The sequence below is a fragment of the Stenotrophomonas sp. CS3K5 genome (assembly GCF_059515225.1).
Window position 1 is genome coordinate 1 of sequence record NZ_JCAKRX010000015.1, and the last position, 13,718, is coordinate 13,718.

11 protein-coding genes are annotated in these 13,718 nt (G+C 67.2%); 2 read left to right on the forward strand and 9 right to left on the reverse strand.

Going from position 1 to position 13,718, the window contains the following annotated elements; translation table 11 throughout:
• Positions 1-63 precede the first annotated feature (63 nt).
• From AC5YGJ_RS18265 to AC5YGJ_RS18305, 9 genes are all read right to left on the reverse strand, one after another.
• Complete coding sequence (locus tag AC5YGJ_RS18265; protein WP_107233246.1) at positions 64-423, reverse strand: hypothetical protein; 360 nt, start codon at positions 421-423, stop codon at positions 64-66.
• Between the two features lie 52 nt (positions 424-475).
• Positions 476-892 carry a roadblock/LC7 domain-containing protein gene (locus AC5YGJ_RS18270; RefSeq protein WP_107233247.1) on the reverse strand — a complete coding sequence of 139 codons (417 nt, stop codon included), beginning with the start codon at positions 890-892 and terminating at the stop codon, positions 476-478.
• Positions 885-1,433 carry a GTP-binding protein gene (locus tag AC5YGJ_RS18275; RefSeq protein WP_249842672.1) on the reverse strand — a complete coding sequence of 183 codons (549 nt, stop codon included), beginning with the start codon at positions 1,431-1,433 and terminating at the stop codon, positions 885-887. Before AC5YGJ_RS18275 ends, AC5YGJ_RS18270 begins: the two co-directional genes overlap by 8 nt.
• Positions 1,426-2,397: a hypothetical protein gene (locus AC5YGJ_RS18280; protein ID WP_496187348.1), complete on the reverse strand. Its 972-nt coding sequence runs from the start codon at positions 2,395-2,397 to the stop codon at positions 1,426-1,428. The genes AC5YGJ_RS18275 and AC5YGJ_RS18280 overlap by 8 nt, the downstream gene beginning before the upstream one ends.
• A gap of 312 nt (positions 2,398-2,709) precedes the next feature.
• Complete coding sequence (locus tag AC5YGJ_RS18285) at positions 2,710-4,932, reverse strand: NADP-dependent isocitrate dehydrogenase (RefSeq protein ID WP_496187349.1); 2,223 nt, start codon at positions 4,930-4,932, stop codon at positions 2,710-2,712.
• Between the two features lie 362 nt (positions 4,933-5,294).
• Positions 5,295-5,798, reverse strand: a complete 504-nt coding sequence (locus tag AC5YGJ_RS18290) for a hypothetical protein (RefSeq protein ID WP_496187350.1) — start codon at positions 5,796-5,798, stop codon at positions 5,295-5,297.
• A gap of 45 nt (positions 5,799-5,843) precedes the next feature.
• A complete protein-coding gene (locus AC5YGJ_RS18295; protein ID WP_107233252.1) occupies positions 5,844-6,137 on the reverse strand; it encodes a LysM peptidoglycan-binding domain-containing protein in 294 nt (97 codons plus the stop codon).
• Between the two features lie 184 nt (positions 6,138-6,321).
• Positions 6,322-7,140: an NADPH-dependent 7-cyano-7-deazaguanine reductase QueF gene (queF, locus tag AC5YGJ_RS18300; protein ID WP_249842668.1), complete on the reverse strand. Its 819-nt coding sequence runs from the start codon at positions 7,138-7,140 to the stop codon at positions 6,322-6,324.
• A 515-nt stretch (positions 7,141-7,655) separates the two neighbouring features.
• A complete protein-coding gene (locus tag AC5YGJ_RS18305) occupies positions 7,656-8,975 on the reverse strand; it encodes a M20 family metallopeptidase (RefSeq protein WP_309338697.1) in 1,320 nt (439 codons plus the stop codon).
• A 187-nt stretch (positions 8,976-9,162) separates the two neighbouring features.
• On the opposite strand from AC5YGJ_RS18305, the gene AC5YGJ_RS18310 reads away from it, so the two are divergent.
• On the forward strand, positions 9,163-10,407 hold the full coding sequence (locus tag AC5YGJ_RS18310; protein ID WP_309338699.1) for an efflux RND transporter periplasmic adaptor subunit: 1,245 nt from the start codon (positions 9,163-9,165) through the stop codon (positions 10,405-10,407).
• Positions 10,408-10,481: 74 nt separating this feature from the next.
• Positions 10,482-13,715, forward strand: a complete 3,234-nt coding sequence (locus tag AC5YGJ_RS18315) for an efflux RND transporter permease subunit (RefSeq protein WP_496187351.1) — start codon at positions 10,482-10,484, stop codon at positions 13,713-13,715.
• Positions 13,716-13,718: the final 3 nt, after the last annotated feature.

The following is a 13,718-nucleotide window of genomic DNA, read 5'->3' on the forward strand; positions in this document are numbered from 1 at the left end:
CAAGCTCGACTCTACGGGGAGCCAAAGCCGTCGAGCGAGCTCGACGCTACAGACGTCGGTGATTCAGATCGCCAGTTCCGCCTCGACGTCCTGCACCTTGCGCCGCGCAAGCGCCAGGTTGGACTTGGTCCGGTCCAGCACGATGTAGAAGAACAGGCCCTTCTTCTTCGCCACTGGGCGCATGATGTGATACGCCTTGCCCAGCGAAATGAGGATGTCCTCGATGGTGTCGTTGAGGTTCAGCGATGCGGCGGTCTTCATCTTGGCGCGGATCACTTCGGTGTTGCCGGCGGCGGCCACTTCCATGTCCATGCCGGTGCCGGCTTCGCCCAGCAGCATGCCACTTTCGTAGTCGACCAGCGCCACTGCCTGCGCGCCGTCGATGCCCATCAGTGCGTTCAACGATTCAGTCAATCCAGCCACGTCGCTCCCCTCTCAATGTTGGTTCGAGCCCCTCGGTCCCCTGCGGATGGGCTCACGCTCCGCCGAGTTCGGCCAGGATCGCCTGGCCACATTCCCTGCTCTGCCACAGCACCTGGCCGATCACGCTGCGCTGGTCGCAGGCCGCCATCAGCAGCAGCGGTGCGCGCCCTTCGGCCTGGATGGCCAGCATCAACACCTTGCCGCCGGCGGCCTCCAGCATCAGCGTCTGCAGATCACCCAGCACCAGTTCCCGCCCCACTGCTGCGGCCAGCGCCAGCATCGCGCTGGTCATCGCCGCCAGCCGTTCGCCGCGTCCTTCGGCGCCGGCGCTGACCAGGGCGAAGCCATCCACGCTGGCCAGCACCACCGTGCGTACCCCCTCCACCCGCTGCCGCAGATCCTGCAACAGCGGTTGCAGGCGCTCGCGCTGACCGGCATCGGGCAGCACTGCCACCTGCCCGTCAGCCATGCGCAGCCACCAGCGCGTGCGCTTCCATCTCACCCATCAGCACATCCATCAGCAGCAACCCCTGTTCGCGGTCACGGGCGTCCACGGCCAGCAGCGGCAGTGGTTGCCCATCCAGGCAGGCGCGTGCGGCCCAGTCGTCGGGTGCTGCGTGCGGCGCCTGGTCAAGGTGGGTGACGGCCACCACCAGTGCCAGCGCCGGCGCGAAGGGGCGCAGCACCTGCAGGTAGTCCTCCAGTTCGGCCGCCACGCCCGCGCGGCGCGCATCCAGCAGCAGCACGGCGCCACGCGCGCCCTGCAGCAGGATCGGCCACAGGAAATCGAAGCGCTGCTGGCCCGGCGTGCCATACAGACGCAGCCGCTCGCCGTTGGGTAGATCGATGTCGGCATAGTCCAGTGCGACGGTCGTCGATGCCTTGTCAGCGCCGAGGCGGTCACTGTTGGCCACATCGGTGTCGATCACCGCACCGGCCGCGATGCTGCGCACCAGCGTTGATTTGCCACTGCCCATTCCGCCCAGCACCACCACCTTGTGCTCACGCATTGCGCTCGCTCCCGCGCAGGTGCCGCCACAGACGGGCGAGCAGGCCGCTGTCGGTACCGGTGCCGGCCCCACCTGTCATCAGGCGGGGCGTGGCCGGGGCCGCCTGCAGTTGGGCGTAGCCGCACAGGTAGGCGGCATGGATGAAATCGCGGACCGCCGCCGCAGGAAGTTCCAGCAGCGTCGCGCATTCTTCAACCGTGCAGGCACGCTTGAGCAGCAGCGAGCACAGGCGGAAGCCATCGTGATCGTGGCCGAGCACGCGGAAGTCGGGCCAGCGCAGCAGCTTCACCGGGGCACCGCGCAGGCGTTCGTCCAGTGCCTGCCAGTGGCGGCTGCGTTGCGCCCACTGCCACAACAGCGGCCGCAGCGGCTGGCGTGGCCGGTTGCCCGCCAGCATCTGCAGGCGCTGCGGGGTCAGCGCGTCCAGCTGCAGTCGCTCGAACGCATCGGCCAGGCGCTCCACCAGCGCCGCCGCCGGTTCCTGCAGCAGCACGCCGTGGTCGTGCTCCAGGTCCATCAGCAGCAGAGGTTCACCGGCATCGCTGAGCAGCACCTGGCCCTGGCGCAGCGGCAGCCGCTCACGCAGCAGGCGGGTGATGGCGTGCGCGCCATCGGCCAGGCGGATCGGTGCAGGCGTGTGCATGGGCAAGGGCTCCGGTGCCAGCTGCATGCCACGCAGCGCGCGGCCGATGGCGCCATCGTCGAGTACATCCTGGTGGCCATCGCCGTCGCGCAGCTGGCCACCGATGTCCTCGATCCAGCAGTGCAGGCGCGGGCGCTGCTGGCGCATGCGCTGGGCCGCATTGCGCAGCGCGGGCGTATCGCGGATGACCAGCAGATCGCAGTCGTCCAGATCCTGGCTGCGACGGATCTGGCCATCCGGCAGCGCCGAGGCCAGGCGCAGCCGCTGCAGCAGGGCGTGCTCGCCCTGGATGTCGGTTCCCACTACCAGCACGCGTGCCATCCGTGTTCCCCGAGCGACCACCTCCCCGGTGGTCTCGCGTCGCCAAGGCTAGGGCATTGCCGGCGAATTTCGTCGTGATCGACTGCTCAGATTGAGGGCCATTGCGAACCCACTCATATCCGTTCTGCGACAGCCATCATGGGCAAGTTTCATGCCGTCTTGACGAGACTGCGACAGCCGACCGATGTCACGGTTCTGGCCGCTGGGGAATGGGGTCAGATTCCTCTGCGCGCAGAAGGGATCTGACCCCGGAGGCAAAAAGAAACCCGCGCCGAAGCGCGGGTTCCGAAGTCACACGCGGACGGCGATGGATCAGCCGCGCAGCTGCTCCAGCGCGGCGCTGAAGGTCGCGCTCGGACGCATCGCCTTGCTCGCCTTGGCCACGTCCGGACGGTAGTAGCCACCGATGTCCACGGCCTTGCCCTGCACCGCGATCAGCTCTTCAACGATCTTCTGCTCGTTGTCGGTCAGTGCCTTGGCCAGCGGCGCGAAGCGTGCCTTCAGGGCAGCATCTTCGTCCTGCGCGGCCAGCGCCTGCGCCCAGTACAGCGCGATGTAGAAGTGGCTGCCGCGGTTGTCGATGCCACCGAGCTTGCGCGACGGCGACTTGTCGTTGTCCAGGAACTGGCCGTTGGCTTCGTCCAGCGCCTTGGCCAGCACGCGGGCGGCGGCGTTGTCGTAGCGGTTGCCCAGGTGTTCCAGCGACGCGGCCAGGGCCAGGAACTCACCCAGCGAATCCCAGCGCAGGTAGTCCTCTTCCACGAACTGCTGCACGTGCTTCGGGGCCGAACCACCGGCGCCGGTCTCGAACAGGCCACCACCGGCCATCAGCGGCACGATCGACAGCATCTTGGCGCTGGTGCCCAGCTCCATGATCGGGAACAGGTCGGTCAGGTAGTCGCGCAGCACGTTGCCGGTCACCGAGATGGTGTCCTCGCCCTTGCGGATGCGGGCCAGCGAGAACGCGGTCGCTTCCACCGGCGGCAGGATGCGGATGTCCAGGCCGGTGGTGTCGTGGTTCTTCAGGTAGGTCTCGACCTTGGCGATGACCTGCGCGTCGTGGGCGCGGGCGGCATCCAGCCAGAACACCGCCGGGGTGCTGCTCAGGCGCGCACGTTCGACGGCCAGCTTCACCCAGTCCTGGATCGGCGCGTCCTTGGTCTGGCACATGCGCCAGATGTCACCGGCTTCCACTGCGTGTTCGAACACCACGTTGCCGGCATCGTCGGTGACCTTGACCACGCCGTCGGCGGCGATCTGGAAGGTCTTGTCGTGCGAGCCATATTCCTCGGCCTTCTGCGCCATCAGGCCGACGTTCGGCACCGAGCCCATGGTGGCCGGGTCGAAGGCACCGTGCGCCTTGCAGTCGTCGATGACAGCCTGGTACACACCGGCGTAGCAGCGGTCCGGAATGACCGCCTTGGTGTCCTGCAGCTTGCCTTCGGCATTCCACATCTTGCCGGAGTCGCGGATCATCGCCGGCATCGAGGCGTCAACGATCACGTCGCTCGGCACGTGCAGGTTGGTGATGCCCTTGTCCGAATTGACCATGGCCACGCCCGGACGCTGTGCGTACTCGGCGGCCAGATCGGCTTCGATCGCGGCGCGGGTGGCTTCGGGCAGCGACGGCAGGCGTGCGGCCAGGTCACCGATGCCGTTGTTGGCATCGAAACCGGCCTGCTTGAGCACGTCGGCGTGCTTGGCCAGCACGTCCTTGTAGAACTCGTTGACCGCCACGCCGAACATGATCGGGTCGGAGACCTTCATCATGGTCGCCTTCAGGTGCAGCGAGAACAGCACGCCCTGCGCCTTGGCATCGGCGATCTGCTCACCGATGAAAGCGGCCAGCGCCTTGCGGCTCATCACCGCGGCATCGACGATCTCACCGGCCTTGACCGCGGTCTTTTCCTTCAGCACGACGGTGCTGCCGTCGTTGCCGTGGAAGGTGATCTTCAGCGAACCGGCATTGGCCAGGGTGGCCGACTTCTCGCTGCCGTAGAAATCACCGGCGGCCATGTGCGCGACGTGCGACTTCGAGTCCGACGCCCAAGCGCCCATGCGGTGCGGGTGCTTGCGCGCGTAGTTCTTCACCGACAGCGGGGCGCGGCGGTCGGAGTTGCCTTCGCGCAGCACCGGGTTCACCGCGCTGCCCTTGACCTTGTCGTAGCGCGCCTTGTAGTCGCGCTGCTGGTCGTCGGCCGGGGTTTCCGGGTAATCCGGCAGCGGGTAACCCTGATCCTGCAGTTCCTTGATGGCCGCCTTCAGCTGCGGCACCGAGGCGGAGATGTTCGGCAGCTTGATGATGTTGGCGTCCGGCGTGGTCGCCAGCTGGCCCAGCTCGGCCAGGTCGTCGCTGACCTTCTGTGCATCGGACAGCAGTTCCGGGAACTGCGAGAGGATGCGGCCGGACAGCGAGATGTCACGGGTTTCCACCACGATGCCGGCGGTGGCGGTGTAGGCGTCGACGATCGGCAGCAGCGACTGGGTCGCCAGGAACGGGGCTTCGTCGGTCAGCGTGTAGAGAATCTTGGACATGGGGGACTTGGACTCTGTAGCAATGCTCAGGGGAAGGCCGGCGCCAGCGCCGGGCCACGTGCAACCGTGTCGCTTTCCCCCGCCGCGGTCAGGGTGGGCGCGCGGCGGGGAAACCCCTGCATTGTCGCGTTTTCAGCCGCGCGGGGCAAAGCCGCGCCATACGCGGCGGTACTGCACGGCGGCAACGCTGTGATCCATCCACGCGTGGCGCGGATCTACGCAGGCGGCCTGGTGTGCATGCACCTGCCATGCCCGGGTAGATCCACGCCATGCGTGGATGAGCCTGGCCATCGCCCAATAAAAAGGACGCAGCCTCGCGGCTGCGTCCATCGTGAGCCCTGCCGGGAGAGAGTCGGCAGAACTTACTTGACCTCGAACTCCTGCGGCGTTCCGACCGCCTTACCATCAACCATGACTTCAGCGCGGTACTTGCCCGCCGGCCAGCCATTGGCATTCTTGAAGGTGATGTTGGTGGTCTCGGCACCACTGGTGTTCAGCGTGGCGTTCTGCTCGCCGGCCACCTGGCCGTCCTGGAAGGTCAGCTTGGCGCCAACCGCGACATTGTTGGCACTGCCGTCGGTCCGCACGGACACGACCACGTCGTCCTTCGGCGCGAACAGGGCAACCGGTGCCACCGACTTGTCAGCCGCAGCAGTCTTGCCAACGGTCACGGTGGAGACGGTGACGGCTGCAGCCATCGGCGGCGGCGCACCGGTCATCGGTGCCGGCGCCGGCTCGGCCGGGGCGGTCGCGGCCGGTGCCGCGTTGCTGTCGGTGGACTCTTCCTTCTTCTTGCAACCAACCAGGGCAACGCTGCCCAGCAGGGCGGCGATCAGGGCGGTCTGGAGCGGGGTGGTCTTGATCATTCGGGGTTCCTCCCAGGGATTGTCGGACGGCGTTCGATCGCCGGCTTACTTCGGCGGCAGCTTCAGGGTCTGGCCCGGGAAAATCTTGTCCGGGTCATCGAGCACATCGCGGTTGGCTTCGAAGATCTTCTTCCAGGCATTGGCATCACCCAGGTGCTGCTTGGCGATCTTCGACAGCGAATCGCCCTTCTGCACGGTGTAGGTGCCGCCGCTCACAACGTCGGCGGTACTGTCCACCGAAGCGCTGACGCCGGAGAAGTCCGCCTTCGGTACCTGCTGGGCGGTGCTGTCGACGCTGCCACTGACGCCGGAGAAATCGGCTTTCTTCTCGGTACTCATCCACAACTCCCGTCTGCATGACTACGTGGCTTGCACGGTGCCATGGCGGTTGTTAAATGGGGATGGTGCAGATGTGAAGCCGCCCCCGGGGGCGGCTGAACAATCGGGAGAGCCGGATGCCCGGTAGTGCCGGCCGCTGGCCGGCTTGCCCAGGCGGTTGCCGGCCAGCGGCCGGCACTACCGGTTACTGGCGCAGTTCGCGGTAGGTCGCGGCCGGGACGGCGATGCCGGGACTGGCACGCCAGGGATTGATATCCAGGCCACCACGGCGGGTGTAGCGGGCCTCCACTTCCAGCCACTGCGGCTGGCAGCGCGCGGACACCTCGCTGAAGATGCGCTCAACGCACTGCTCGTGGAACTCGGCGTGCTCGCGATAACTGACCAGATAGCGCAGCAGGCCGGCACGGTCGATCTTCGGCCCGCGGTAACGCAGGCTGACCGTGGCCCAGTCCGGCTGGCCGGTGACCGGGCAGTTGGACTTCAGCAACGCCGAGACCAGGGTCTCCTCCACCACCTCGCCCGCAGCGGCGGCAAGGAAATCGGCCTGCGGTGGGCCGTAGCAGTCGATCTCCAGTTCCAGACCATCGATGGATTCGCCCAGCGGCGCCTCGCGCAGTTCCGGCAGGCCGAATGCCACCTGCACCGGCGCACCGGCACAGGCTGACAGATCGGCAGCGATGCGCGCGCGCAGTGCTTCGGCGCTGTCGATGCGGGTGCTGTTGAGGGAATTCAGGTACAGCTTGAACGACTTCGATTCGATCAGCCGCGGCGAGGTACACGGCACCTGCACGGTGGCGACGGCGACCTGCGGCTTGCCGCGCGGATCGAGCCAGCTCAGCTCGAAGGCATGCCAGCGGTCATGGCCGACGAACGGCAGCGCGGTGTCATCGAGGCCGATCTCGGCGCGGGCGCCGCTGCGGGGGATGGGAAACAGCAGGCCGGGATCGTACTGCGACGGGTAACTGACCTCGCGACCGAGGCTGGAGTCCTGGGGGGTGTTCATGGTGTGCATTGTATCGCGCCGACAGCGGGCCTTCGGCGGGTCGGCCAACGGCGGAGCCCCTCCGTGGTGGTTGTGTTGGCTGGTCGCGAAAGGCGGTCTATCGGCTTGGCCGGGAGGGCAGGCGGGTCGGGGGACGCCGTAAACCCGTCCCTGGGGGCTTGGCCGCGGCATCCATGCCGCGGACACCCCGCCCCGCCTGCCCTCCCGACCCCTGACAGTTCCCTGCGCGTGGCTGCCACCACGGGAAAGATCAGGAAAATCAAAATCAGAAGTCGATCCTTCAGACGTTCATGACGCCTGCCGTTCCGACAGATCGCGGAAATCTGTCGAAGGCGGGGTGGGTCCGGTTGAGGGGGTGTGAGCGGCATGGATGCCGCGACCAAGCCTGCATGGACGTATTTACGGCGCCCCCCTCAACCGGACCCACCCCGCCTACCCCCAGGAAACCAGCTTCTGCCTTGGACGTTGACGTTGATCTGCAGCGGGCGCAGGGCTGCAAGCCCTGCCAACACCCCTCACCCCGCCGGGGTGCCGACTCCGTGCAGGTAATCCAGGCTCACCTGCAGCAGCGCGCGGAACCCGACATCCAACGCCTTCTCGTCCAGCAGGAACTTCGGCGAATGGTTCGCCGGCGCCGTCGCCGGGTCGATGCCCACACTGGTGGAACCGACGAAGAAGAACATGCCCGGCACTTCCTTGGCGTACAGCGAGAAATCCTCCGCCCCCATCTGCAGCGGCGGCTCATATACGTTGTCCTTGCCGACCACCGCCTGCAGGCTCGGCAGCATCTTCGCGGTCAATGCCGGGTCGTTCACCGTGGCCGGGTTGCCTTCCGATTCGTAGATGTCGGTCACCGCCTTCGCACCGTGCGCGGCGGCGGTGTGTTCGGCCACGTTGCGCAGGTCGGCGAAGATCTGCTGGCGCATGCCTTCATCGAAGGTGCGGATGGTGCCGACCATCTCCACCTCATCGGGAATGATGTTGTAGCGGATGCCACCGTTGATCGCGCCGAAGGTCAGCACCGCCGGCTGCTTGGACAGGTTGGCGCGACGGCTGACGATGGTCTGTGCAGTACCCACCAGATCGGCGGTGGCCACGATCGGATCAACGCCGTTCCACGGTGCCGAGCCATGGGTCTGGCGGCCGATCACCTTGATCCCGAAGCGGTCGGAGGCGGCCATCAACGGGCCACCGCGCACCGCGATCTGCCCGGCCTGCACGCTGGAGAACACATGCAGGCCGAACACCGCCTCCGGCTTGAAGTCGGCGAACAGGCCTTCCTTCAGCATCAGCGCCGCACCGCCCTCTTCCGGCGGCGGCGCGCCTTCCTCGGCCGGCTGGAAGATCAGCATCACCTGGCCGGGCAGATCCTTCTTCATCGATACCAGCGCCTGGGCCACGCCCAGCAGGGTGGCGGTGTGCGCGTCATGGCCGCAGGCATGCATCACGCCCACGGTCTGGCCGCGGTACTGGTCGGTCGCCTTTGACGCGAACGGCAGTCCGGTCTGCTCGGTCACCGGCAGCGCGTCCATGTCCGCACGCAGGGCGATCTTCGGGCCCGGCTTGCCGCCCTCGATGATCGCCACCACGCCGTGATGGGCAATGCCGGTCTTCGGCTTCAGGCCCATCGCACGCAGGCGCTTGGCGACCTCTGCCGAAGTGCGCGCCTCGCGGTTGGACAGCTCCGGGTGCTGGTGGAAGTCACGGCGCCATTCGACCACCTGGGCCTGCAGCCGCTGTGCGGCGGCGGTCACCTCCGGGCGCTGCCCGTCCTGGGCGTGGGCAAGGGCCGGCAGGGCCAGCAGCAGGGCGGACAGCAGCAACGAACGACGCATCGCGATCTCCACAGCAAGGGGGTTCCAGCTGAATGTAGGGCAACACCGCGGCCACGGGAACCTCCGGCGCTGGATCCGGTCTTAGCGCCCGTCCCATCCGTCATGCAGGAAACGCGATGTGGCACAGGTATGCTTTGCGCATTGCCGCCGGCGCCCCGCCCGGTCCAGTCCTCTCGGAGTCCTCGTAATGTCACGTGTTTGGAAGATCGTGCTGCTGGTCGTGGCGGTGCTGGTGCTGGCCGTGGTCGGCCTGCGCGTCATGGGCGGCGGCAAGGACAAGGCTGGAAAACCCGCAGCGGGTGCGCGCCAGGGCGGTGAAGACCCGGATGCCGGCCCGGTGCCGGTCACCGTGGTCGATGCCACGCGCCAGGACGTGCCGGTGTATGCCAGCGCACTGGGCACGGTGACCGCGATGAACACCGTCACGGTCAGCCCACAGGTCGGAGGCCAGCTGATGAGCCTCAATTTCCGCGAAGGCCAGGAAGTGAAGCAGGGTGACGTGCTGGCGGTGATCGACCCGCGCACCGCACAGGCCAGCTACGACCAGGCCGCGGCCGCCAAGCGCCAGAACGAAGCGCTGCTGGCCACCGCGCGCTCCAACTACCAGCGCTCGAACGCGCCGGAGTATCGCCAGTTCGTGGCCAAGACCGATCTGGATACACAGCGAAACCAAGTGGCACAGTACGAAAGCGCGGTGGCCGCCAACGAGGCCAGCATGCGCTCGGCACAGGTGCAGCTGCAGTACACCAAGGTCACCGCACCGATCACCGGCATTGCCGGCATCCGCGCGGTCGATGCCGGCAACGTGGTCAACGCCGGTACTGCACTGGTCACGCTCACCCAGATCCATCCGATCCACGTGCTGTTCAACCTGCCCGAACGCCAGCTCGGCGACGTGCGCCAGGCGCAGGCCGCTGGCCCGGTGCCGGTGGCGGCGCTGGACCGTGCCGACTCGCACGTGTTGTCCGGCGACGGCAAGCTGGATGTGGTCGACAACCTGATCAGTGCCGACACTGGCACGTTCAAGGCACGCGCCCTGTTCGACAACACCGACAACGGCCTGTGGCCGGGCCAGTTCGTCAACGTGCGCATGCAGCTGCGCACCATCGGCGGCGGTGTGGTCATCCCCACCCAGGCCGTGCTGCGTGGCCCGGACGGCGAGTACGTCTATGTGGTGCAGGGCGACAACACGGTGAAGATGCAGACTGTACGCAGCGGCGTGGAAGTGGGCGACAGCCAGGTGCAGATCGCCGAAGGCCTGAAGGGCGGCGAGCGGGTGGTCAGCGAAGGCCAGTTCCGCCTGAAGCCGGGCAGCAAGGTCACCGCGCTGAAGCCGGGCGAGACCCCGGCCGCACCGACCGAGGCCGAACTGAAGGCGGCCGAGCAGAAGAACGCCGGCGGCGGTGGCCGTCGCGGTGGTGGCCCGCGCTGAGCGCAGGCCACTGATCTCCCTCGCGCCGGCGCACCTGCTGGCGCCGACATTGAAGTGCCAGCAAGGATCAGTCCGTGGGCTTTTCGACGATCTTCATCCGCCGCCCGATCGCCACCTCGCTGTTGATGGCGGGGCTGTTGCTGCTGGGCATCCTCGGTTACCGCAAGCTGCCGGTGTCGGCGCTGCCGGAAATCGATGCGCCCAGCCTGGTGGTCACCACCCAGTACCCCGGTGCCAACGCCACCACCATGGCCTCGCTGGTCACCACGCCGCTGGAGCGCCAGTTCGGGCAGATCTCCGGGCTGGAGCTGATGACCTCCGATTCGTCAGCCGGGTTGTCGACGATCATCCTGCAGTTCTCGATGGACCGGAACATCGACATCGCCGCGCAGGACGTGCAGGCGGCGATCCGCCAGGCCACCCTGCCCTCGTCGCTGCCCTACCAGCCGGTCTACAACCGGGTGAATCCGGCCGACGCGGCCATCGTCACCCTGAAGCTGACCTCCGACACGCGCCCGCTGCGTGACGTCAACAACTACGCCGATTCGATCCTGGCCCAGCGCCTGTCGCAGGTACAGGGCGTGGGCCTGGTCTCGATTGCCGGCAACGTGCGCCCGGCCGTGCGCATCCAGGTCAATCCGGCACAGCTGTCGAACATGGGCCTGACCCTGGAGGAACTGCGCAGCGCGCTGACCCAGGCCAACGTCAATGCGCCGAAGGGTTCGTTGAACGGCAAGACCCAGTCCTACAGCATCGGCACCAACGACCAGCTGGCCAGCGCCGCCGAATACCGCGACACCATCATCAGCTACAAGAACGGCCGCCCGGTGCGGCTGTCCGACGTAGCGCAGGTGGTCGATGGCGTGGAGAACGACCAGCTGGCCGCGTGGGCCGATGGCAAGCCGGCGGTGCTGCTGGAAGTGCGCCGCCAGCCGGGCGCCAACATCGTGCAGACCGTCGAGCGCATCCGCGCCATCCTGCCGCAGCTGCAGGGCGTGCTGCCGGCCGACGTGCACCTGGAGATCTTCAACGACCGCACCGAGACCATCCGCGCCTCGGTGCATGAAGTGCAGTTCACCCTGATCCTGACCATCGGCCTGGTGGTGGCGGTGATCTTCGTGTTCCTGCGCCGGCTGTGGGCCACGATCATTCCCTCGGTGGCAGTACCGCTGTCGCTGGCCGGCACCTTCGCGGTGATGGCCTTCGCCGGCATGTCGCTGGACAACCTCTCGCTGATGGCGCTGGTGGTGGCCACCGGCTTCGTGGTCGACGATGCGATCGTGATGATCGAGAACATCGTGCGTTACATCGAGCAGGGCAAGAGTGGCAAGGAAGCGGCCGAGATCGGCGCGCGCCAGATCGGCTTCACCGTGCTGTCACTGACCGTGTCGCTGGTGGCGGTGTTCCTGCCACTGCTGCTGATGCCCGGTGTCACCGGTCGCCTGTTCCACGAGTTCGCCTGGGTGCTGAGCATCGCCGTGGTGCTGTCGATGCTGATCTCGCTGACGCTCACCCCGATGATGTGCGCCTACCTGCTCAAGCCCGACGCGCTTCCCGAGGGCGAAGACGCGCACGAGCGCGCAGCGGCGGCCGGCAAGCAGAACCTGTGGACGCGCACCGTCGGCCTGTACGAACGCAGCCTGGACTGGGTGCTGGACCACCAGCGCGCCACTCTGGCCGTGGCGGGCGGTGCGCTGGTGCTGACCGTGCTGCTGTACGTGCTGATTCCCAAGGGCCTGCTGCCCGAACAGGACACGGGCCTGATCACCGGCGTGGTGCAGGCCGACCAGAACATCGCCTTCCCGCAGATGGAACAGCGCACCAGACAGGTGGCCGAAGCGCTGCGCCAGGACCCGGACGTCACCGGCGTGTCGGCCTTCATCGGCGCCGGCAGCATGAACCCCACCCTCAACCAGGGCCAGCTGTCGATCGTGCTGAAGGAACGCAGCCAGCGCGATGGCCTGGAGGAGATCCTGCCGCGCCTGCAGAAGGCGGTGGCCGGTATTCCGGGCGTGGCGCTGTACCTGAAGCCGGTGCAGGACGTGACCCTGGATACCCGCGTGGCCGCCACCGAGTACCAGTACTCGCTGTCGGACGTGGATTCGGCGACGGTCGCGACCCAGGCCACGCGACTGACCGAAGCGCTGCGCAAGCGCCCGGAGCTGGCTGACGTCGACAACAACCTGTCCAACCAGGGTCGCGCGCTTGAACTGAACATCGACCGCGACAAGGCCAGCGTGCTCGGCGTGCCGATGCAGACCATCGACGACACGCTCTACGATGCGTTCGGCCAGCGCCAGATCTCGACCATCTTCACCGAGCTCAACCAGTATCGCGTGGTGCTGGAAGTGGCACCGGAGTTCCGCACCAGCACCGCACTGATGGAGCAGCTGGCGGTCGCCTCCAACGGCGCCGGCGCATTGACCGGCACCAACGCCACCAGCTTCGGCCAGGTCACCTCGTCCAACTCGTCCACCGCCACCGGCATCGGCGCGCAGAACACCGGCATCACCGTCGGCGCCGGCAACATCATCCCGCTGTCGGCGCTGGCCGAAGGCAAGGTCAGCAGTGCGCCGCTGGTGGTCAGCCACCAGCAGCAGCTGCCGGCGGTGACGGTCTCGTTCAACGTGGCGCCGGGCTATTCGCTGTCCGAAGCGGTGCGTGCGATCCAGGAGACCAAGGACAGCCTGGACATGCCGACCCATCTGCATGCCGAGTTCATCGGCAAGGCCGCCGAGTTCACCGGCAGCCAGACCGATGTGGTGTGGCTGCTGCTGGCCTCGCTGGTGGTGATCTACATCGTGCTGGGCGTGCTGTACGAGAGCTACATCCACCCGATCACGATCATCTCCACGCTGCCGCCGGCCGGCGTCGGCGCGCTGCTGGCGCTGATGCTGTGCGGCCTGAGCCTGTCGGTGGACGGCATTGTCGGCATCGTGCTGTTGATCGGTATCGTCAAGAAGAACGGCATCATGATGGTGGACTTCGCGATCGAGGCGCGCCGTGCCGGTGCCAACGCGCACGAAGCGATCCGCCGCGCCTGCCTGCTGCGCTTCCGCCCGATCATGATGACCACCGCCGCAGCCATGCTCGGCGCACTGCCGCTGGCACTGGGTACCGGCATCGGTTCGGAACTGCGCCGCCCGCTCGGCATCGCCATCGTCGGCGGCCTGCTGTTGTCGCAGCTGGTCACGCTGTACACCACGCCGGTGATCTACCTGTACATGGAGCGCTTCTCCGAGTGGCTGGCGCGCCGCCGCGAACAGCGTGCGCTGCGCAACGGTTCACTGCAGGAGCCGCAGGCATGATCC